The organism is Mycobacterium colombiense, from assembly GCF_001672755.1.
In the GTDB taxonomy this organism is placed as follows: Bacteria; Actinomycetota; Actinomycetes; order Mycobacteriales; family Mycobacteriaceae; genus Mycobacterium; species Mycobacterium colombiense_C.
Window position 1 is genome coordinate 40,651 of sequence record NZ_LZKI01000133.1, and the last position, 21,342, is coordinate 61,992.

The window sequence follows — 21,342 nt, forward strand, 5'->3', positions numbered from 1 at the left end:
TCATCAGGGGTGAGCCCGCGGTGCCGCTATTCAGTTATCCACAGCCCACTCAGACCGACAGGATGGCGAACGAATGGCCTTGTAGCACAGTGCCGTCGGCGCCGGCTGCCGGCTCGCCCCAGGACAGCACCACTTCGCCGCTGACCGGGACCGTCACCTGCTCGGCGCCCAGGTTGCACACGATGCGCAACCGGCCACGAGACACGCTGATCCAGCGTTCGTCCTCGTCGTAGTCGACCGCGAGGCGTTCCAGCCAGGGATCGGCCATGTCGGGGTGGTTGCGCCGCAACGCGATCAGGTCGCGATACAGGCGGAGCAGCCGGGCATGCTCGCCGGTGTCGACCTCGGCCCAGGCCAGTTTGGAGCGCGCGAACGTCTGGGGATCCTGCGGGTCGGGGATCTCGTCGGCGTTCCAGCCGTGTTCGGCGAACTCGGCCTTGCGCCCTTCGGCCGTCGCCCGCGCCAGCTCCGGCTCGGGGTGCGAGCTGAAGAATTGGAAGGGGGTCGAGGCCCCGTATTCCTCGCCCATGAAAAGCATGGTGGTGTACGGAGATCCGAGCGCGAGGGCCGCCTTGATGGCCAGCTGGCCGCCGGTCAGGTTCTGCGACGGGCGATCTCCCAGGGCGCGGTTGCCGACCTGATCGTGCGTGCAGGTGTAGGCGACCAGCCGGGCGGCCGGAATGCCGGACTTCTCGCTGGTGTCCAGCGGCCGCCCGTGGCGGCGATGCCGGAACGACGAATAGGTGGCGGCATGGAAAAAGCCGTGCCGCAGCGTCTGTGCCAGGGTAGCCAGGCTGCCGAAGTCGCCGTAGTAGCCCTGGCGCTCGCCGGACACCGCGGTGTGGATGGCGTGATGAATGTCGTCGGCCCACTGCCCGGTCAGCCCGTAGCCGCCCCGATCGCGGGGGGTGATCAGCCGCGGGTCGTTCAGGTCGCTCTCGGCGATCAGCGACAGCGGGCGCCCCAATTGCTTTGCCAGCCAGTCTGTTTCGGTGGCGAGCTCCTCGAGGATGTGGATCGCGGTGGTGTCCACCAGCGCGTGCACCGCGTCCAACCGCAGACCGTCGGCGTGAAAATCGCGCATCCAGCGCAGCGCGCACCCGATGATGTAACGGCGTACCTCGTCGGAATCGGCGTCGGCGATGTTGATGCCCTCGCCCCACGGGTTGCTCGCCGACGACAGGTAGGGGCCGTATCGCGGAAGGTAGTTGCCCGACGGGCCGAGGTGGTTGAAGACCGCGTCGATCAGCACCCCCAAACCCTTGGCGTGGCAGGCGTCGACGAAGCGGACCAGCCCGTCGGGGCCGCCGTAGGGTTCGTGCACGCTGTACCACAGCACGCCGTCGTATCCCCAACCATGGGTTCCGGCAAAGGAATTCACCGGCATCAGCTCGACGAAGTCCACGCCGAGATCGACCAGATAGTCCAGCTTCTCGATGGCGGCGTCGAACGTGCCGGCCTCGGTGAATGTGCCCAGGTGCAGCTCGTAGATCACCGCACCCTCGACCGCGCGGCCGGCCCACCCGGCGTCGGTCCACTTGGCGGCGGCCGGATCCCACAGCTGCGAGCGGGCATGCACCCCGTCGGGCTGGCGGGCCGACCGCGGGTCGGGCAGGACGGTGGGGTCGTCGTCGAGCAGGTAGCCGTAGCGGGCGTCTGGCGCGGTGTCCACGCTCGCATGCCACCAACCGTCATCCGAGCGCGTCATGGCGTGCGCCTGCCCGTCGACGTCGAGCCGAACCCGCGCGGGTTTGGGCGCCCAGACCCGGAATTCAGTCATGGTGGCGCTCCAGCAGAACCACGGGCAGATCGGCGAACAATTGGGCCGCCGACGTCGGGCCGTCGGCGATCACGCCGGTGAGTGCGTCCTTCCAGGTACCGTCTGGTAGCGGCAAAACCGTGTTGCCCCAGCCCGTTTCGGTCAGCCGCACGGTCCACCGGGTAACCGCCACCACGATGTCCTCGCCGCGGCGGAAGGCCAGCACGTGATCGGCGGCGTCGCCGTTGGCCAGCACCGGGACGTAGTCGCCGTGCAGGAAGGTGTCCGGATGGTTGCGGCGCACGCGAAGTGCGGTGGTGACGACCCGGATTTTCGGATGCTCCAAGGCCCGCAGGGCGGCGCGCCGGGCGGCGTAGTCGACGGCCCGGCGGTTGTCCGGGTCGACCAGGCTGTCGTCCCACAGCTCGGTGCCCTGGTACACGTCCGGGATTCCGGGCACGGTCAGCGCCAGCAGCTTCTGGGCCAGCGCGTCACTGGCGGCGTGCGGATTGAGTTGGGCGACAAGCTCGGTCAGCTGGCCGGCCACGGGGCCGTCGAGCACGGTGTCCAGCCACCGATGCACCGCGTCCTCGAAGTCAGCGTCCGGGTCGTTCCATGAGGTGTGCCAGGACGCTTCCCGGATGGCCTTCTCGGTGTAGGCGTGCAGCCGGTCGCGCAGCGCGTCGGTGACCTCGCCGTTGACCGGCCACACGCCGAAGATGTTCTGCCACAGGAACTGTCCCGTCGCGGGATCGGGGGAGGGCGCGGCTATCTCCCAGCGCGCGAGGAACTCGGTCCACAGCGACGGCACCTGGGACAGCACCGAGATGCGGGCACGCACGTCCTCGCCGCGCTTGGTGTCATGGGTGGTCAGCGTCGTCATGGTCTGCGGCCACAACCGGGCCCGGGTGGCGGCGCTGTGATGGAATTCGGCCGCGCCGACACCGAATCGGTGCGGCTCGCCGCCCACCTCGTTCAGCGAAACCAGCCGGGCGTCACGGTAGAACAAACAGTCCTCGACAGCCTTGGCGGTGACGGCGCCGCACAGCTGCTGCAGCCGGGTGGCCGGCTCACCGCCGCGGGCCAGCGCCGCGGCCAGCACCTGCAGTGCGGAACCCAACTCCGGTGCGGCCGCCTGGGTTTCGGCCAGCGCGGTGGGCAGCAGCGCGACCAGGCCGGGGTAGTCGCAGCGGTACACCCCGATATGGGTGAGCAGCGCGGCCACCGCCTCGGGCAGCTGCGGGTGGTCGGCGCCGGCGGTGGCCACGATGCTGCGGCGCAGTCGGCGCAGCTCGCTGGCCAACGTGTCGGTGGCCGCGCGGATCTTGAGTTCGACCAGCATGTCCGGCATCGCGTGATAGTCCACACCGGCCGACTCCACCAGCGCGGTCAGCGCCGGGGCGCCTTTCGGATCCACCAGCACGCCACCGGTTTCGCGCAACACGTCGTAACCGGTGGTGCCGCCGATCGGCAGGGTGGGCTCGAGCGCCTCGTCGACGGCCAGGATCTTCTCGATCACGATCCAGGCCTCCGGGCCGGTCAGCTCGCGCAGCCACGCCAGGTATCCGCACGGGTCGGACAGCCCGTCGGGATGGTCGATGCGGATGCCGTCGACCAAGCCTTCGGCGAACCATCGCCCGACTTCGGCGTGTGTGGCGTCGAAGACGGCGCGGTCCTCCTGGCGCAGCCCCGCGAGCGAGGTGATCGAGAAGAACCGGCGGTAGCCGCAGACGCCGTTGCGCCAGCCCACCAGCCGGTAATGCTGGCGGTCGTGCACCTCGGGGCCACTGCCCTCGGCGGTGCCGGGCGCGATCGGGAACGCCAGATCGCCCAGGCGCAACAGGTCCCCGTCGACGGTGAGGCCGGCAACGTCGTCGTCGGAGCCCAGCACCGGCAACACGATGCGGCCGTCCTCGTCCAGGTCCCAGTCGATGTCGAAATACGTTGCGTAGCGCGAAGAACGGCCGTTCCGCAGGACGTCCCACCACCAGGGATTCTGCCGCGGCTGGTCGATGCCCACATGGTTGGGCACGATGTCCACGATCAGGCCCAGGCCGCGCTCCCGCGCCGCCGCGGACAGTCGCGCCAGGCCTTCTCGGCCGCCGATCTCCGGTGACACCGTGGTGGGGTCGGTGACGTCGTAGCCGTGGCTCGACCCCGCGGTCGCGGTCATGATCGGAGACAGATACAGGTGCGACACCCCGAGGTCGTTCAGGTAGTCGAGCAGGTTTTCCGCGTCGGCGAAGGTGAACGCGAACCCGCTGGATTCACCACGCAACTGCAGCCGGTAGGTGGAGATGACGGGTAGAGCCATGCGTCACTGTGTCTTACGCAATACCAGCAGTGAACGCGAGGGCAGCGACACCTTCTCCTCGGCGGTCACCACCTGGTCGGCTCCCTCTTTTCGGCCCGTCGGTTCGTTGGTGTCCAGTTCCACGGTCCACTCTTTCGCATAGTCGGTGTTCGGCGTCACGAAGTCCACCGGATCTTCACCGGCGTTGAAACACAACAGGAATGAGTCGTCGACGACCCGTTCACCGCGTGCGTTGGGTGCGCTGATGGCCTCACCGTTGAGGAACACCGCCACACACTTGTGAATGCTTTCGCCCCAGTCCTCGTGCGTCATCTCGCGGCTACTCGGATTCAGCCACGCAATGTCGCGCACCTCGTCGCCGGTCCGGATCGGCTCACCCTCGAAGAACCGGCGCCGCCGGAACACCGGGTGCCGCTTGCGCAGCGTGCTCACCCTGCGGGCGAACGCCAGCAGGTCGGCGTTCTTGTCGACCAAAGACCAGTCCATCCAAGACAATTCGGAGTCCTGGCAGTACACGTTGTTGTTGCCGTTCTGTGTACGCCCGAACTCGTCACCGTGGGCGATCATCGGCGTGCCCTGGCTGAGCATCAGCGTCGCCCAGAAGTTGCGGATCTGGCGGCGGCGCAGCTCGGTGATGTCGGGATCGTCGGTGGGGCCCTCGACGCCACAGTTCCACGATCGGTTGTGGCTTTCCCCGTCCCGATTGTCCTCCCCATTGGCCATGTTGTGTTTTTCGTTGTAGGACACCAGGTCGTTGAGCGTGAATCCGTCGTGCGCCGTGACGAAGTTGATGCTGGCGCTGGGACGGCGACCGGTCGCCTCGTACAGGTCCGACGACCCGGTCAGCCGGGAAGCGAACTCGCCGAGGGTTGCGGGCTCGCCCCGCCAGTAATCGCGCACAGTATCGCGATACTTCCCGTTCCACTCGGTCCACAAACCCGGGAAATTTCCGACTTGGTAGCCACCCTCGCCGACGTCCCACGGCTCGGCGATCAGTTTGACCTGGCTGACGATCGGATCCTGCTGCACCAGATCGAAAAACGCGCTCAATCGGTCGACGTCGTGTAGTTCGCGGGCCAGCGTGGCGGCCAGGTCGAACCGGAACCCGTCGACGTGCATCTCGGTCACCCAGTAGCGCAGCGAGTCCATGATGAGCTGCAGCACGTGCGGGTGGCGCGGGTTCAGGCTGTTGCCGGTGCCGGTGTAGTCCTTGTACAACCGCAGGTCGGTGTCGACGAGCCGGTAGTACGCGGCGTTGTCGATGCCGCGGAAATTGATGGTCGGCCCGAGGTGGTTGCCCTCGGCGGTGTGGTTGTAGACCACGTCGAGGATCACCTCGATGCCGGCCTCGTGGAAGCTGCGCACCATGGATTTGAACTCGGCGACGCTGGACGTGCGGTTGGCCGCGTACTGGTTGTGCGGGGCGAAATACCCGAAAGTGTTGTAGCCCCAGTAGTTTCGCAGGCCGAGGTCCAGCAGCCGCGAGTCGTGCATGAACTGGTGCACCGGCATCAGCTCGATGGCCGTGACCCGCAGCGACTTGAGGTGGTCGATGATCGCCGGGTGTGCCAGCCCGGCGTAGGTGCCCCGAAGCTCCTCGGGGACGCTGGGATGGGTCTGCGTCATCCCTTTGACATGGGCTTCGTAGATGACGGTCTCGTGATACGGGGTCAGCGGTGCTCGGTCCGATCCCCAGTCGAAGAACGGGTTGCTCACCACGCTGTTCATGGTGTGGCCCAGCGAATCGACCATGGGCGGAGTCCCCGGGTCGGCGCCGTCGGCGTTGGGTCCGTCCGGATCGACCGCCTTCATGTCGTAGGAGAACAGCGCCTGGCCGAACGTGAAGTCGCCGTGAAAAGCCTTGCCGTACGGGTCGAGCAACAGCTTGCTGGGGTCACAGCGGTGACCGGCCGCCGGGTCGAACGGGCCGTAGACCCGGAAGCCGTAGCGCTGGCCGGGGGTGATGTTGGGCAGGTAGGCGTGCCAGACGAACCCGTCCACCTCTTCCAAGGGAATCCGCGACTCGCTGCCGTGATGGTCGATCAGGCACAACTCGACCTTCTCGGCGATTTCGGAGAACAACGAGAAGTTGGTCCCCGCGCCGTCGTAGGAGGCGCCGAGCGGATACGGGTTTCCCGGCCAGACCGTGGCGAGCTTGGGTTCGTGGTTGCCGCCTGCTGCTGAAGCGGGACTGTTGGTTGACACCTATCGACCTTATCCGCGTGCGGTTGCGCTCACCCGGGTAAGCGGCCAGGAGTAAGGCGGGTCACCACCAGCCGGTGGCCTCGGCGATCTGGCGGCCCAATTCGGGTGTCATGGTCCGCACATAGGTGGGGGTCAGGTGGTGGGCGCCGTGGTAGATCAGGATGTTTCCCTCGACCGGGCGGCACACGTCGGCGCGGCAGATCGCGTCCGACATGTCGAGCACCTTGAGCTGCGGAAACTGTCCGACGAAGTCGAGCGTCTGATTGCGGTCCGAGAGCAGGTCGGAACGCTTGATCGCGCATGACTGCGCGGTGCCGCCCCGTTTGGCCAGGCAGTCCGCCGGGTCGAAGGGTTGTCCGTTCTTCACCAGCCACGGGGTGTCTCGCATGCCGAGAATCGGAATGTTGTTGTCGGACAACGTCTGCCAGATGCCGATATAGGTGGCGGGCATGACGTCGCCGCTCTTGATGTTCCACGGCCGGGTGGTGGTGGTGAAGACGTAGTCGGGCCGGTCGGTGACCAGTTTGGTCATCGTGCGCTGCACCCACTCGCGGCACTGCGGGTAGGGGGCGTTGTTGCCCATGATCAGCGGGACCTGCTCGGTCGACAGCGGGCAGCCCATCTTCAGATACGTCACGACCTTGAAGTGGCGCGTCTTGCCCAGGATGTCCAGCGCGGGCAGCCAGTGCTCGGCGTGTGACCCGCCGGCCAACGCGATCGTCCGGTCGGCGGCCACGTCACCGTAGGTGCAGGTGACGACCGCGGGGTTGACGAAGTCGCTGATGCAGCCGTCCCGGGTGGTGGCGGGCAGGTCCTGTTTGACCTCCAATACGGAGGGCCGCATCGGCAGCGCGGGCACCCGCAGGCGTTCGGTCAGCGCACGCGCGCCGGGATAGTCCTGCGGGTTGAGGACGCTGAGCTCCTTGCCGGCCGACCGCAGGACGGTGACGTGCTGCCGCCACGTGAATGAGGTCGCGGTCAGCGTCACGCCCAGCAGCACGATGGCCGATCCCAGCGCCATCGTCGGCCGGGCCAGGCGGGTCGGCCACCGCCTGGTCGGGGGCGGCGCCACCGCAGGCTTCGAGGATGCGCGGTAGCGCAACGGGTCCTCGACGAGCCGGTTGGTCAGATACGCCAGCACACCGGACACCAGCAGCAGCACCGCGCCTTCGATGACGCTGGCGTGCTTGTGGCCGCTGTAGGACAGCCAGAAGATCAGCAGCGGCCAGTGCCAGAGGTACAGCGCATACGCCATGGCGCCCAGCTCAACCAGCGGGCGCGTCGCCAGAATCCGGTTGGGCAGCGGCAACCGGCCGCGCTGCAGGTTGGCCCCGACGAGGATCAGCAGCATGGCGGCGCCCACCGGTACCAGCGCCCACGGGCCGGGGAACTCCTGCACGCCGTCGATCAGCGCCCCGCAGGACAGCACCGCGCCGAGCGCGACGGTGGCCACCGTCGTCCGCAGCCACATGGGCCAGCGGACCCGGGTCACCACCGCGCCGACCAGCGCGCCCAGCAACAACTCCCAGCCCCGCGCGAAGGTGTTGTAGTAGGCGGCCGCCTGGTCCTGCTGGTGCGCGACGATCGCGTAGACGAACGAGGCCACCGTCAGCGCGGTCAGCACGATCAGGAACACGGTCCGCAGCCGGGCGCGCAGGGGGCGCCGGAACAGGTAGGTCAACCCGGCGATCAACACCAGGAAGCTGACGTAGAACTGGCCCTGCACCGACATCGACCAGATGTGCTGCAACGGGCTGACGGCTTCGCCCGCCCGCAGGTAGTCCGAGGCGGTGTTGGCCAGCTCCCAGTTCTGGTAGTAGCCGAGGCTGGCGAGGCTCTGGTCGGCGAACGTCTCCCAGCGGGTCTCCGGTTGAACCAGGATGGTCAGCACCGCGCAACCGGCCAGCACCACGACGAGCGCGGGAACCAGGCGACGGATGAGCCGGACCACCTCGGAGGCCGGCGACAGCGTCACGGCCGGGTTCAGCGCGGCACGAATCACCTTGCCGCCGAAGAAGAATCCGGACAGCGCCAGGAAGACGTCCACGCCGCCGGAGACGCGGCCGAACCAGATGTGGAAGACGGCGACCAGCGCAATCGCGATGCCGCGCAGGCCGTCGAGGTCGTAGCGATAGAACCCCTGCGACCCCGGATTGCGCACCCCCGTGGCCCCCGGATCGGCGGTGGCGTCCGGTGCGGGAGAGGGGGGCGGGGTCTGCATGATCGACAGCTAATTTACCGAAAACCCGCCACCCACTCCCGGCAGCTCGCGGCGGGGAGGCTGCTCAGCCGGGTCGGGAGAGCATCCGCGCCGGGCGGCGGGGGAGCGAGTGGCGGGCGTCGGACGGCCGACGATCGACCGGGGAAACTACCTGCCGATGCCGGCGCCGGTCGGCTGCAACGGCGACTGCTGGGTCGGCAGTTGCTGGACGGGCGCTTGCTGGAACGGTGACTGCTGCAGCGGTGCCTGCTGCGTCGGAACCTGCTGCAACGGCGACTGCTGCAGCGGCGCCTGCTGAGCGGGCAGCTGCTGGGGTGTCTGCTGCAGCGGGGCCTGCTGAGCGGGCAGCTGCTGGGGTGTCTGCTGCAGCGGGGCCTGCTGGGTGGGCAGCTGCTGCGGTGTCTGCTGGGTGGGCAGCTGTTGCGGCGCCTGCTGCAACGGCGCCTGCTGCGCCGGCACTTGCTGCAAAGGGGCCCCGAGAATCCGGACCATGTAGGGCGTCATGCCGTTGGTGCGCACCGGCGAGACCTGCACGACGTCGCCGACCTCGAGCATCTGGTTGTTGCCCAGGTACATCGCGACGCTCTGCGTGCCCTCGGGGCCGTAGAAGATCAGGTCACCCTTGCGGGCCTGCTGCGGGACGATCTTCTGGCCGACGCGGTAGATCGCGCCCGACGACCGCGGCAGCTTGATGCCGGCGCCGGCGTACGCGTACTGCATCAGCCCGGAGGCGTCGAAACCGACGGTGTTGATGCCGGTGCCGGTGCCCCGGGTGGGGCCGTTGATGCCGCCACCGGCCCAGGAGAACGGCACACCGCGCTGCGACAGACCGCGGGCGATCACCACGTCGGTGGCCTGCTGATAGTCCATCGACCTGGCGCCCGGGTCGGCGGTCGCGATGGTGGGAACCACCATCGGCGCCCCGAGCAGGGCCAAACCGATCGCGAAGGCGTAGATGCGTTTCATTGTTCCTGGCCTCTCAGGCGCTCAATGGGCCTCGACGCGGTGACCTCGCGCGTCCGCCCCCGGTTCATGGACCAGGCGAGGGCCCCCACGCTGGGGCCGGACGCCGTCCATGGCACTTGCGAAGTGAATCAGCGGTCAGCCCGCTGTATTCACATCAGTCACACAAGCCACTTTGACAACAGATTTTCTTAGCCGCCAGGTCCACGCGGGATTTTTTGTCGTACCGTGACCGGACGGTGACTGGCGCGCCGAATCTCGTGTGCGCAGTTGTGATTTCGGTCTCAGTCGGCTACGGAGCCGCACGTCCGCCGGGCGCCGGCGGCGGGGCGATCAGAGCCAGTAGCGTTCGCTGAACATGGTCAGCAGCGACCCGGCCACCGAGCTGACCATGACCAGCGCCAGTGCCAGAACCGGCCAGAAGGACATGTACCAGCCCTTCAGGATCGACACGACCGGTCCGATGATGGCCGCGGCGATGGCCGCACCGATACCGCCCCACACGATCGGGTGGATGTACAGGTCCAGCCCGTAGGGCACCGGCCCGCAGGTTTCGTCCTCGCAGACGTTTGCCAGGAAGCCGAACAGCCGCGTCGGCCAGGTCGTCGCCGTGGCCAGCAGCGCAAGCAGGATCAGCAGCACGACGGTGCAGACGACGTCCCATGGCGCCAGCCGCACCCGGATCACTCGGGGGGCCTCGTCGTCGTAGTCCACCAGCGGGTAGTGGGTATCCCTCGACCAGCCGGGCCCCGGCGCCGGCCCCGCCTCGGGTCCCGGCGCTGCGCTGTCGGACTGCTGCGGCGTGGCCATGAAGTCCCATGCTTCCCGACGTCGGAGTTTTGCGCGAATCGGCTGCTTTACCCTCGATCACTATGCCCGCGGCCAAGGCCGGGCTGACGCCCGAGCAGATCAGCGCGATCGACACCGCGCATCTGTGGCATCCCTACAGCACCATCGGCGCCGAATCCGTCGCCCCCGTGGTGGCCGTCGGAGCCCGCGGCGCCTGGCTCACCCTGATCCGCGACGGCACGCCGCTCGAGGCGCTCGACGCGATGAGCTCCTGGTGGACCGCGATCCACGGCCACGGCCACCCGGTCCTGGATGCGGCGCTGACGGCCCAGCTCGGCGCGATGAACCACGTCATGTTCGGCGGCCTGACCCACGAACCGGCGGCGCGGCTGGCCCAGCTGCTGGTGGACATCACCCCGGCCGGGCTGGACACAGTGTTCTTCAGCGACTCCGGGTCGGTGTCGGTGGAGGTGGCGGTGAAGATGGCGCTGCAGTACTGGCGCAGCCGCGGCCGGCCCGGCAAGCACCGGCTGATGACCTGGCGCGGCGGCTACCACGGCGACACCTTCACGCCGATGAGCGTCTGCGACCCCGACGGCGGCATGCACTCGCTGTGGACCGACATCCTGGCCCGCCAGGTGTTCGCCCCGCAGGTGCCCCGCGACTACCACCCCGCCTACAGCGCGGCGTTCGAGGAACAGCTGGCCCGGCACACGGCCGAGCTGGCCGCCGTCGTCGTCGAGCCCGTCGTGCAGGGCGCCGGCGGCATGCGCTTTCACGACCCGCAATACCTGCGCGATCTGCGGGACATCTGCCGGCGGCACGAGGTGTTGCTGATCTTCGACGAGATCGCGACCGGCTTCGGCCGCACCGGCGAGCTCTTCGCCGCCGACCACGCCGGCGTGAGCCCGGACATCATGTGCGTCGGCAAGGCGCTGACCGGCGGATATCTGACCCTGGCCGCGACACTGTGCACCACCGACATCGCCCACACCATCAGCACGGGTGAGGCCGGAGCGCTGATGCACGGCCCGACGTTCATGGCCAACGCGCTGGCCTGCGCGGTGTCAGTGGCCAGCGTCGAAGTGCTACTCGGGCAGGACTGGCGGGCGCGGGTCGGCGAGATCGGCGCCGGCCTGGCCGCCGGACTCGAGCCAGCCCGGGCGCTGCCCGGGGTCAGCGATGTGCGGGTGTGCGGCGCCATCGGCGTCATCGAGTGCGAGCGCCCGGTCGACCTGGCCGTCGCCACCCCGGCGGCGCTGGACAACGGCGTCTGGCTGCGCCCGTTTCGCAACCTCGTCTACGCGATGCCGCCCTACATCTGCACGCCCGGCGAGATCGACCAGATCACCTCGGCGATGGTGCAGGTCGCCAAGCGAACCGGCTCTCGTAGGCTCTAGGGCGATGAAGGCACCGATCGAGGTTTCCCCGCTGGCCTGGCTGGAAGCGGTGGAACGACAGCGGCGCGAGGCCGGACTGCGCCGCTCACTGCGGCCGCGTCCCGCCGTGGCCACCGAGCTGGACCTGGCCTCCAACGACTACCTGGGGCTATCCCAACACCCCGACGTGATCGACGGCGGGGTCGCTGCGCTGCGCATGTGGGGTGCCGGGGCGACCGGGTCGCGCCTGGTCACCGGCGACACCGAGCTGCACCAGCAATTCGAGTGCGAGCTTGCCGACTACGTCGGCGCCCCCTCCGGCCTGCTGTTCTCCTCTGGCTACGCCGCCAACCTGGGCGCGGTCGTCGGCCTGTCGGGCCGGGGTTCGCTGCTGGTGTCCGACGAGTACTCGCACGCGTCGCTGGTGGACGCCTGCCGGCTGTCGCGGGCGCGGGTGGCGGTGACGCCGCACCGCGACGTCGGTGCCGTGGAGGCGGCGTTGGCGGCCCGCGACGAGGAGCGCGCGGTCGTCATCACCGAGTCGGTGTTTTCCACCGACGGCGCGCTGGCGCCGCTGCGGGACCTGCACGAGGTGTGCCGCCGGCATCGCGCCCTGCTGATCGTCGACGAGGCGCACGGCCTGGGTGTGCGCGGCGGCGGCCGCGGGCTGCTGCACGAGGCCGGGCTGGCCGGTGCGCCCGACGTGGTCATGACCACCACGCTGTCCAAGGCGCTGGGCAGCCAGGGCGGCGCGGTGCTCGGGCCGGCGTCGGTGCGCGCCCACCTGATCGACGCGGCACGCACGTTCATCTTCGACACCGGCCTGGCCCCGGCGGCCGTGGGCGCCGCGCGGGCCGCGCTGACCGTGCTGCGGTCCGAGCCATGGCGCGCGGACGCGGTGTTACGCCACGCCGCCTTTCTTGCCGAGGTCTGCGGCGTGCCCGAGACGCCGCAGTCGGCGGTGGTGTCGGTGATCCTGGGTGACCCGGACGTGGCGGTGGCCGCCGCGACGGCCTGCCTGGACGCCGGCGTGCGGGTGGGATGCTTCCGGCCCCCGACCGTGCCCGCCGGTACGTCGCGGCTGCGGCTCACCGCGCGCGCGTCGCTGGACGACGCCGAGCTGGAGGTCGCGCGCGGGGTGCTCACCGATGTGCTCGCCAAGCTGGGTTGAGGCGCGCCGGTGACGGTTCTGGTCGTCACCGGCACCGACACCGGGGTCGGCAAGACGGTCGCCACGGCCGCGCTGGCGTGCCACGCCCGTCAGGCCGGCCTCGACGTGGCGGTCTGCAAACCGGTCCAGACCGGCATCGACGCGGGCGACGACGACCTCGCCGAGGTGGCCCGGCTGTCCGGGGTGACCGAGCTGGCCGGGTTCGGCCGTTATCCGCTGCCGCTGGCACCGGTGGCCGCCGCCGAGGCGGCCGGGATGCCGCTGCCCACCCGCGAGCAGCTGCTGGGGCTCATCGGGGAGCTGGACCGCCCGGGGCGGCTGACGCTGGTCGAGGGCGCCGGGGGCCTGCTGGTCGAACTCGGCGAAAACGGGGTCACCGCCCGCGATCTCGCCGCCGCGCTGGGCGCGGGAGTGCTGGTGGTGGTCGGCTCGTCGCTGGGCACCCTCAACCACACCGCGCTGACCCTAGAATCTATTGCCGCGCAGAATCTTTCGTGCGCAGGTCTGGTCATCGGCAGCTGGCCCCGGCAGCCCGGGGTGGTGGAGACGACGAACCGGCCCGCGCTGGCCAGGCTGGCCGCGGTGCGCGCCGTGCTGCCCGAAGGTTCGGCGTCGCTGGACTCCATTGAGTTCGCGGCCCTGTGCGCCCAGGCGTTCGACCGTGACTGGGTCACCTCGCTGGTGGGCTGATGGTCCACTCCATCGAGCTGGTCTTCGACCGCCACACCGAGTCGGCGGTCCGGAACATCTGGGAAGCGTTGGCCGGGGCAGGAATTCCCAGTCAGGCACCGGCCAGCCGTCCGCACGTGACGCTGGCGGTGGCCGAAGGCATCGCCCCCGACGTCGACGAGCTGCTGAGCCCGCTGACCGAGCGGCTGCCACTGCGCTGCCTCATCGGTGCGCCGGTGCTATTCGGCCGCGCCAGCGCGGTTTTCGCGCGGCTGGTGGTGCCGACGGGCGAGCTGCTGGCCCTGCACGCCCAGGTGCACCGGGTGTGCGGGCCGTATTTGTCGCCCGGCCCGATGCCCAACAGCCTGCCCGGTCAGTGGACCGCGCACGTCACGATGGCCCGGCGCGTCGGCGGCGCTCACCTCGGAAGGGCGCTGCGCATCGCGGGCCGGCCCGCCCAGATCGACGGCAGCTTCGCGGGTTTGCGCCGCTGGGACGGCAACAAGAAGGCCGAGCATCCGATTTCCTAGTGGCGATCGCAAGCGCGGCGTAGCCGGGCGCGGCGGGTCGCCACCGTCGGGTCAGTGGCGATCGCAAGTGCCGCGTAGCCGGGCGCGGCGGGTCACCACCGTCGGGTCAGTGGCCCGTCGTCGCGAGCTCCGGCGCGGTGGCCGCCCGCACCCTGGCGCGCCGCTCGTCGATGGTGCGGCCCAGGTCTTGCAGCAGCAGCGGCTTGTCCATCACGAGCTCGACCAGGTGATCGCGATCGATCTCCAGCGCGGTCACCTCGTCGATGGCCTGCGCGTCGGCGAGGTTGGGCTGGCGGGTCAGGGCGGTGACACCCAGGAACGAGCCCTCGTCCAGCCCGCCGACCGCGACGACCGATCCGTCCGTGGCGGTCGCGGTCAACCGCACGCCGCCCTCGATCAGGAACGTCATCCCCGCCGGAACGCGACCGGCGTGCTCGACGATCTCATTGGCCCCGTAGCGAACGATTTTCGCGTGCGACACCAATGCCTGCTGATCCGGTTGGCTGAGCCGCAACGCAGGCGCCACCACCGTCCGTACCGCCTTCTCGATGCGCTCGGTCGTGGAGATGTCGTCCTCGGCGCCGTTCAGGTGTAGACCGTCGCGCCGCGCCGCGTACCACAGCCAGCGCAGAAACGCCGCTTGCGCGGCCGAGTCGTCCGCGGGCGACTTCAGCCCGACGGTGACCCGATATTCGGCGTCCCCGGTCGGCGCCGAGGTCGCCACCGCGTCAGGCCTGCGCTGCGGCAACGCGTTGGCGACCCGCTCCAACAGCGCGCACACCCGATCGGGCGGGTCGATCTCGGAAAAGGTTGTGGTGATTGCCAATTGGTGCCCGCCGGGCGGGCGGCTGAGATTGGTGAACGAGGTGGTGGCCAGCACCGAGTTCGGGGTGATCTGCAGCCCGCGGCCGGATTCGATGTGCACGGACCGCCAGTTCGCCTCCACGATCCGGCCCCGCGCCGACGGGGTGTCCAGCCAGTCACCGATCCGGAACGGCTGCTCGAACAACATGAACAGCCCGGACACGATCTGGCCGACGGAGTTCTGCAGCATCAGGCCGATGACCACCGAGGTGACTCCCAGCGCGGTGAAGAGCCCGCCGACGCGCACGCCCCACACGTAGGAGAAGATGACCGCCAGTCCGACTCCGATCAGCACGAACCGGGTCACGTCGAGGAAGATGCCCGGGATCCGCTGGCGCCAGGAGCCCTGCGGTGCGCCCTCGAAAACCGTTGCGTTGAGCCCGGATAACAGGAGCACCAGCACCACGAAACCGAACACCGTCGCCAGCACCCGAACCGACGTGAACTGGGCCGGCATCCTGGCCACATTCACCAGCAACACCAGCAGTGCGCCCAGCGGAACAAGGTAGCTGCGCATCAGCAGGACGGGCCGCGCCAGCGGACTCTCCTTGCGCACGAGGCTCTGGTGCCATTCGGTGAGGGCGATCAGCAGCAGCGGCAGGCCGAATATCACCCCGGCGGCCCAGTACAGCGATGGTGAGTCAAAGGTTTTCATTGCCCCTGCCCTTCCGAGAGCTTCCAGATCTGCTGCTCGACGCCGCCGACGGTGATGGTGCCGGCCGGGGTGAATCGCCGGATGTCGTGCATCACCTCGTAGACCTTCGCGGTGACATAGATTCCCGATTGTGTTGTGCTGCTGCGTGTCTGATGCGCCAGGTTGACGGCCGCACCCCACATGTCGTAGACGATGCTGGATCGCCCGACCAGTCCGCTGATCACGTTGCCGGTGTGGATGCCGGCCCGCAGGGCCAGGTGGTAGCCGGTCTTGCTGTTGAAGCGCGCGATGATGTCTTGCATCTCCACGGCGAATTCGACGGTGCGGTGGACGCTGTCCAGCCGGGGAAAGTTCAGGCCGCAGCTGGCCAGGTAGCCGTTGTGCAGCGTGCGAATCGGCTCGATGCCAAGGGATTCCGCTGCCGAGTCGAGTTCGCGGATCAGTTCGTCGACGATGCCCACCAGCTCGCGGCCGGAGAGTTTGCCGGAGATGTCGTCGAGGCCGACGATGTCGGCGAAGATGACCGTGACGTCCTGGTGTTCCTCGGCGATGGTTTGTTCGCCCTCGCGGTAACGCTGGGCAACCGGTTCGGGCATCAGCGACGCGAGCAGCCGGTCGTTCTCCTTGCGCTGTTCGGTCAGCAGTTCCTCTTTGATCTGCAGGTTGCGGCTCATGTCGTTGAAAGCGGCCATCAGCTCGCCGATCTCATCGCGTGAGGTGACCGGGATCGCGACGTCGTAGTTGCCGGCGCTGATCTCGCGGGCCCCGGCCTGCAACCTGCGAATGGGCCGCACGAATATTTGGGCGACCAGCAGCGCGGCCACGCAGATGACGAAAACCATTGCTGTGGTGGTCAATATCAGCGTCTGGGTCAGCGACGCCACCCGGGCGTTGGCCTCGGAGGTTTCCCTGGTCGCCACGATCGACCAGTGCAGGTCGGAATTCGGCAGCGACAACGGGGCGTAGGACGCGAGCTCTCGTCGGCCCAGATAACCGGTGTCGGTCACCGTTCCGGTCTCGCCGCGTTGCGCGGCGCGCACGGCCGAGGTGGCGACGGGCTGGACCAGCGTGGTGCCGCCCCATCTGATCGCGGTGTCGACGGTCTCGCGGCGAGCGCCGGCGGCCAGCGCCTCACGCCGATATCGCTGCGGGTCTTCCAGGAACAGCCGCGAGTCGGAGCGCATCAGGTTGTCCGGGCCCGCCAGATAGGTCTCGGCGGTCTGGCCCATCCCCGCCGCCCGCCACTGCTTGTCGGCGGTCATGATCCGATTCACCTTCGCGATCGGCAGCGGCAGCGCCAGCACTCCGGCCGGTTTGCCCGGCGGGCCGATCGGCGCGACCAGCCACGCGATGGGCTGACCCAGCTGGGGCTGATACGGCTGAAAGTCGGTGATCCACACGAAGTTCACCGAGTTCGCGGCCATGGCCTTCTCGTACGCGCCGCGCAGAATCGACTGGCGATACGGGCCGGTGAGGACGTTGGTGCCGAGCGAGGCGCTTTTCCGCACGGTGTAGACCACGTTGCCGCGGGTGTCGAGCAACAGCGCGTCGCGGTATTCGAAGCGGGTGGCGATCTCGCGGAAGTAGTCGTTGAATCGGGCGTTGGCGGCCGACCAGGCGCTGCCGTCGCCGGCGTCGTCGGGCGCGGACCCGTTCGAAGACCCATGCGCCGCAACGGTGTAGTGCGCCTGCAGATACCGCTGCGAGTTGTTGCTGGGCAGCACGGCATCCAGCGCCAGCTTGTTCCCGGTGTCGCGCTCCAACGGTTTGATCAGCCGCTCGTTGTAGAAGTCCACCAGCGCCTGCTGCTGCCCGGGGTCGACGGACGCGTTGGCCAGCTGATCGAATCCGGCCGTGAACGCCTGCACCGCGTCCAGCGCTGTGGACCCGCGGCTGTAGACCACCAGAGAATCAGACAGGTCCGAGAACAGTGTCTCGATCGCGCGCTTCTGCGCCTCACGCAGCTGCGTCATCCGCTCCGACGCCGCCGGCAACAGCGCGTTGCGCGCCGCGACGTACTCGACGGTCCCGATCACTCCCAGCGACGCCAGGCTCGACACCAGCAGCATCAGCATCACCTTGGACTGAATGCTGATCCAGGACAGCGCTCGTGGGCGACGCCTAATCTTCCGGGCCGGGTCCTGCTCGTCCGGGGGAACCGACTCGGTCGGGCGCATCAACCGACCGTGTGTCGGGTCGACCCTCGACGCCATGGCGCCGCTTCTCGCGATGGCGTTAGGAAGCGCACGCCCCGACGCCTACCCCCCGAAGAGCAAATACAAACCGGTGAAGGTGTAGCCGACCATCACCAGCATCATCGTCAGCTGGCCGGTGAGCTGATGCCCGGCGGGCAGCAGCCGCAGGGCTTTGTCGTGGGCCGCGATCACCGCGACGATGTGCCCGGTGACCACGCAGGTCACCTTGATCGCGGCCAGCACCGGCGGGTGCATGGATAAGACGTAGGCCACGTGCAGATGCGCCAGGCCGAGCAGATTCCACCCGTGGCCGAACGGGTCGGCCAGCGCGAACACCGCCTGCTGTCCGCGCTCCACCAGATAGGACAGGTAGTGCGCGAAGATGTAGCCGACGACGATCGGGATCAGTGAATGAGCCATCTCGCCGGGCAATTCGCGCCGTCGCTCCGCGGTGACCCCCCCGGTGGCGCGTGCCGCAAGTGAAAATGTCACTGCCACAACGCAAATGAAGACGATCAGTCCGACGGTGCGCAGTATCGACGATGCCGGTGTCGGGGGAGCGCCGAATTCACGGGTGAGCTGATCGGAGAAGCCGCGCCACGTCGGCGACGACGAGAAGCTGTCGAACGCCGTCGACCCCAGCAGCACCGCCAGCAGCACCACGACGCCCGGCCGCACCGGCAGCGACGGCAGATGGTCGAGCGGGTTTCCGAAGACGATCTTTCCGGTCTCCGGGTTGCGCCGAAACGGCGAAAGCCGGGAGACGGCCATGCTGTACACGCCGAACGGGTCGGCGCGGGCCAGCCAGCGCTGGCCGCACAGCCAGGCGCCGACCAGCATCAGCGCGGCGTAGGCGGCTATCCACGTCATGACCCACGGCAGTGAAGCCGAGTTCGGGCTGGCCAGCTCCATCCAGACGAAGGCGAACAGGCCGAACGCGGCGGGCCGGTAGCCCCAGCCCTCGGGGTAGGACAGCCGAGGCCGACCGAGGCGCTCCGGGACGACGCGACGCAGCAGCAGATACACCGTGCGCATCGGCGAGATCACCCGCCACACCGGCCCGATGGCCAGCGACAGCGCCACCAGCCCAACCCACAGCAGCACATAGAACGCACCGAGCAGCGCGTTGGACTCCGATTCGGGGCCCCACACCCCGGCGGCCAACGCCCACGCCGCGAACACCAGCGCCACCGTGGCCGCCGTCCACCGGGTCACCCGGGAGTCGACGAACGTCGTCAGCGCCGCCGGCAGGGGCCGGCCCGGTTTGAGCGGATCGAACCGCGGTTGCCGCCACGCGAACGCCACTAAGGCGAACGTGAAGGTCAGCGCCCATGCCGCCCCGACCATCGCGTAGGCGTAGGGCACCGGAAGGTCACCCGACCCGCCGAGACCGTGCGCGAGCACCACCGCCGCGGCGGCGGAGCTCACGACTGCACTTGGATCGTTGCGATGGTGCGGTCCAGGTGGTGCAGCTCCACCGCGACGTTGCCTGGAACATCAACGGCGAATCCGAACGTCTGGTTGGGAGCGGCAGCGACCTGGAACTTGTGGTCCGGCGTCGAATGCACGTGCAGCTCGTCGGTGGCATCGCTGGTCACGTGCAGGGTGATCTGCTGATGCACCTTGGCCTGCAGCGTGGCATTGGTCGGGGTGACCTGCCCGTTCGCGATGGTCACGTCGATCACCAGCGGTGCGGCCGGGGATTTACTGGTCGAACCGGCGCAGCCGACCAGGCCGCAGACCAGCGCGGCCGCCCACGCTGCGATGAGTGTGGCTCGCAGTGTCATGGATTCACGCCGCCCGCGGGATCTGCCGCTTGTCCTCGACCGGTTCGGGCTCGGTGACGGCATAGCCGAGCCGGCCCGCACCCCAGGTCAGGCCCGCGATCACCATCAGCGTCAGGAACAGCACCACGAACGAGCCGGCGGTGAACAACCACACCGGGGCGTTCTGGTCGCGCTCGCGCTGCAGGATGGTGATCTCCTGCACGAACGGCCGGTTCATCGCCGACAGCGCCGGTACCTCGGGCGCCGGGATGGCGTCGTCGGCCGGCTCGTAGATCGGCACCGCGGTCATCGTGTAGCCGTCTTGAACCCGGAACAGGGTCTTCCACGAACCCCAGACCGGCAGCGGCCGGGTGGACTTGTAGTGGCCGGGCCCGACCTTCTCGAGACGGTCGATCTGCAGACCGCGGTCGTTCTCCATCCGGCCCTGCCAGGACAGGATCGTCACCCAGTCCGGATGTTCGCTGACCATGTCGGCGGGCTGGAGTTGAATGTCGGCCGACACCATGCGTTTTCCGGGTGCACTCGGCAGGTCGGTCAGCAGGATGGTCGCGTTGTTCTGCCGCGGCACGACGATATGCAGGCCGTTGGCGACGGCGCCACCGATCACCAGCACCGTGGCCACGACCACCGAGATGCCGACGGCCCGGCCCGGCAGCCGCTGCCCGGTGAGCACCAGTCCGAACAGGGCGCCGCACATCCCCATCAGGACCGCGACCGGCACGGCCATCGCCAGGGCCTCGCCCCACATGCTGATCGGCCACGGATAGTGGTACACCGCCGAGATCCACAGCGATTCCAGCAACAGCCCGACGGTGCCCACGCCCAGGCCGGCGACGGCACCGAAAACGACGGGGCGCTTGAACAATGGGGTCAGCGCGACCAGCTCGACGGCCAGCGCCGGGCCGAGATACAGCGGGAACCAGTTGATCGGGGCGCCCAGTATCGGCCCGACCAGCAGGGCGACGCCGCCGCGCAGGGCGATGGCGAAGATCGCCGCGATCAGGGCCGCGCCCCGCCCCATGGTGATGCGCGCGGCGACCGCCGCCAGCGCCGCCGCGGCGGCGATCAGCATGGGCTGCAGGACCAGCCGGAATTGCTCGACGCCGAAGTCATATTCGATCTGGTAGACCGACAGGCCGATGAACATTCCGCCGAAGGACAGGTAGCGCAGGAAGGTGATGAAAACGCCGTGGTAGACGTCCTCGCCTTCGTCGGCCTCGCCTTCGCGCTCCAGCATCAGCACCGCGAACAGTGAGAAGCAGGCGCCGCCGATCATCATCAAATGCGTTGGGCCCCAAAGGGTTACATCTTGCCCGAAGATGCGGTGCCAGACGTCGTCGAGCGGGAACCCGATCATCGCGTACAGTCCGCAGCCGGCCATCAGCACGCCGCCCACCGGTGCATGCCAGTTGCGCGTGATGCGCACCGGCGCGGGGCCGGGCTTGTCGAATGGCAGGACGACCGACACCATGCCGGCCAGGAACACCCCGAACAATCCGATGATGATGAAGTAGTGCGCCGGGTTGGCCAGCGGGCCCGGGTCACGGCCGTTGCCGATGTGCCAGCTGACGTCCCAGATGAAGCCGAACAGCGCGCAGATGATCGACGTGGTGAAGATCAGGATCGGCAGCGCCACCCAGTTGGGCCGGTGGAATTTCTCGCCCACCTTGTCGGCAGCGCGGGTCAGCCACTGAATGCGATGGGTGCGATGGGCATGGCCCACCCACAGCATCAGCAGCGTGATCACCACCGCGGCGATCGACAGCCCGATCACCTGGTTCAGCCCCGCGCCGCGCGCGGGTGCCTCAGCAACAATCACCAGTTCGTTCGACCGCATCGTC

At 68.7% G+C, this 21,342-nt stretch carries 14 protein-coding genes and 1 pseudogene; 4 read left to right on the forward strand and 11 right to left on the reverse strand.

Translation table 11 applies throughout. The features are described 5' to 3' along the window. Positions 1–49 precede the first annotated feature (49 nt). The 6 genes and pseudogenes from treZ to A5708_RS19035 form a co-directional block, all read right to left on the reverse strand. Positions 50–1,780: a malto-oligosyltrehalose trehalohydrolase gene (gene treZ, locus A5708_RS19010; protein ID WP_065030103.1), complete on the reverse strand. Its 1,731-nt coding sequence runs from the start codon at positions 1,778–1,780 to the stop codon at positions 50–52. Continuing rightward, a complete protein-coding gene (treY, locus tag A5708_RS19015) occupies positions 1,773–4,073 on the reverse strand; it encodes a malto-oligosyltrehalose synthase (RefSeq protein ID WP_065030104.1) in 2,301 nt (766 codons plus the stop codon). The genes treZ and treY overlap by 8 nt, the downstream gene beginning before the upstream one ends. Positions 4,074–4,076: 3 nt before the next feature. Further along, positions 4,077–6,278, reverse strand: a complete 2,202-nt coding sequence (glgX, locus tag A5708_RS19020; protein WP_065030105.1) for a glycogen debranching protein GlgX — start codon at positions 6,276–6,278, stop codon at positions 4,077–4,079. A gap of 61 nt (positions 6,279–6,339) precedes the next feature. Further along, positions 6,340–8,499: an acyltransferase family protein gene (locus tag A5708_RS19025; RefSeq protein ID WP_065030106.1), complete on the reverse strand. Its 2,160-nt coding sequence runs from the start codon at positions 8,497–8,499 to the stop codon at positions 6,340–6,342. A 312-nt stretch (positions 8,500–8,811) separates the two neighbouring features. Further along, a pseudogene (gene ripD, locus A5708_RS19030) lies at positions 8,812–9,465 on the reverse strand (NlpC/P60 family peptidoglycan-binding protein RipD); the annotation flags it as partial. 330 nt (positions 9,466–9,795) lie between these two features. Then, positions 9,796–10,272, reverse strand: coding sequence for a hypothetical protein (locus A5708_RS19035; RefSeq protein ID WP_065030108.1), 477 nt, complete (start codon positions 10,270–10,272; stop codon positions 9,796–9,798). Positions 10,273–10,334: 62 nt separating this feature from the next. Between A5708_RS19035 and A5708_RS19040 the strand changes: the two genes are divergently transcribed. The 4 genes from A5708_RS19040 to A5708_RS19055 are packed head-to-tail and all read left to right on the forward strand — an operon-like array spanning position 10,335 to position 14,000. Continuing rightward, a complete protein-coding gene (locus A5708_RS19040) occupies positions 10,335–11,651 on the forward strand; it encodes an adenosylmethionine--8-amino-7-oxononanoate transaminase (RefSeq protein WP_065030109.1) in 1,317 nt (438 codons plus the stop codon). A 4-nt stretch (positions 11,652–11,655) separates the two neighbouring features. Continuing rightward, on the forward strand, positions 11,656–12,801 hold the full coding sequence (locus A5708_RS19045; RefSeq protein WP_065030110.1) for an 8-amino-7-oxononanoate synthase: 1,146 nt from the start codon (positions 11,656–11,658) through the stop codon (positions 12,799–12,801). A gap of 9 nt (positions 12,802–12,810) precedes the next feature. Further along, positions 12,811–13,491, forward strand: coding sequence for a dethiobiotin synthase (gene bioD, locus A5708_RS19050; protein WP_065030111.1), 681 nt, complete (start codon positions 12,811–12,813; stop codon positions 13,489–13,491). After that, on the forward strand, positions 13,491–14,000 hold the full coding sequence (locus A5708_RS19055) for a 2'-5' RNA ligase family protein (RefSeq protein ID WP_065030112.1): 510 nt from the start codon (positions 13,491–13,493) through the stop codon (positions 13,998–14,000). Before bioD ends, A5708_RS19055 begins: the two co-directional genes overlap by 1 nt. A 106-nt stretch (positions 14,001–14,106) precedes the next feature. On the opposite strand, the gene A5708_RS19060 is transcribed toward A5708_RS19055, so the two are convergent. The 5 genes from A5708_RS19060 to A5708_RS19080 all read right to left on the reverse strand — a co-directional run bounded on the left by A5708_RS19060 (position 14,107) and on the right by A5708_RS19080 (position 21,338). Beyond that, positions 14,107–15,519, reverse strand: a complete 1,413-nt coding sequence (locus A5708_RS19060) for a mechanosensitive ion channel family protein (protein ID WP_065030113.1) — start codon at positions 15,517–15,519, stop codon at positions 14,107–14,109. Then, positions 15,516–17,696 (reverse strand): adenylate/guanylate cyclase domain-containing protein, encoded by a 2,181-nt coding sequence (locus A5708_RS19065; protein WP_065030114.1) that lies wholly within the window; start codon positions 17,694–17,696, stop codon positions 15,516–15,518. Before A5708_RS19065 ends, A5708_RS19060 begins: the two co-directional genes overlap by 4 nt. 81 nt (positions 17,697–17,777) lie before the next feature. After that, positions 17,778–19,142 (reverse strand): hypothetical protein, encoded by a 1,365-nt coding sequence (locus A5708_RS19070; RefSeq protein WP_065030115.1) that lies wholly within the window; start codon positions 19,140–19,142, stop codon positions 17,778–17,780. Continuing rightward, positions 19,139–19,501: a hypothetical protein gene (locus tag A5708_RS19075; RefSeq protein ID WP_065030116.1), complete on the reverse strand. Its 363-nt coding sequence runs from the start codon at positions 19,499–19,501 to the stop codon at positions 19,139–19,141. Before A5708_RS19075 ends, A5708_RS19070 begins: the two co-directional genes overlap by 4 nt. Before the next feature lie 4 nt (positions 19,502–19,505). Beyond that, positions 19,506–21,338: a hypothetical protein gene (locus tag A5708_RS19080; protein ID WP_065030117.1), complete on the reverse strand. Its 1,833-nt coding sequence runs from the start codon at positions 21,336–21,338 to the stop codon at positions 19,506–19,508. Positions 21,339–21,342 lie beyond the last annotated feature (4 nt).

What these genes read in the sequence shown, in the direction of transcription:
- treZ (WP_065030103.1), bottom strand. Translation starts at nt 1,780, where the DNA reads ATGACTGAATTCCGGGTCTGGGCGCCCAAACCCGCGCGGGTTCGGCTC.
- treY (WP_065030104.1), bottom strand. Translation starts at nt 4,073, where the DNA reads ATGGCTCTACCCGTCATCTCCACCTACCGGCTGCAGTTGCGTGGTGAA.
- A5708_RS19025 (WP_065030106.1), bottom strand. Translation starts at nt 8,499, where the DNA reads ATGCAGACCCCGCCCCCCTCTCCCGCACCGGACGCCACCGCCGATCCG.
- A5708_RS19035 (WP_065030108.1), bottom strand. Translation starts at nt 10,272, where the DNA reads ATGGCCACGCCGCAGCAGTCCGACAGCGCAGCGCCGGGACCCGAGGCG.
- A5708_RS19040 (WP_065030109.1), top strand. Translation starts at nt 10,335, where the DNA reads ATGCCCGCGGCCAAGGCCGGGCTGACGCCCGAGCAGATCAGCGCGATC.
- A5708_RS19045 (WP_065030110.1), top strand. Translation starts at nt 11,656, where the DNA reads ATGAAGGCACCGATCGAGGTTTCCCCGCTGGCCTGGCTGGAAGCGGTG.
- A5708_RS19055 (WP_065030112.1), top strand. Translation starts at nt 13,491, where the DNA reads ATGGTCCACTCCATCGAGCTGGTCTTCGACCGCCACACCGAGTCGGCG.
- A5708_RS19060 (WP_065030113.1), bottom strand. Translation starts at nt 15,519, where the DNA reads ATGAAAACCTTTGACTCACCATCGCTGTACTGGGCCGCCGGGGTGATA.
- A5708_RS19065 (WP_065030114.1), bottom strand. Translation starts at nt 17,696, where the DNA reads ATGCGCCCGACCGAGTCGGTTCCCCCGGACGAGCAGGACCCGGCCCGG.
- A5708_RS19075 (WP_065030116.1), bottom strand. Translation starts at nt 19,501, where the DNA reads ATGACACTGCGAGCCACACTCATCGCAGCGTGGGCGGCCGCGCTGGTC.
- A5708_RS19080 (WP_065030117.1), bottom strand. Translation starts at nt 21,338, where the DNA reads ATGCGGTCGAACGAACTGGTGATTGTTGCTGAGGCACCCGCGCGCGGC.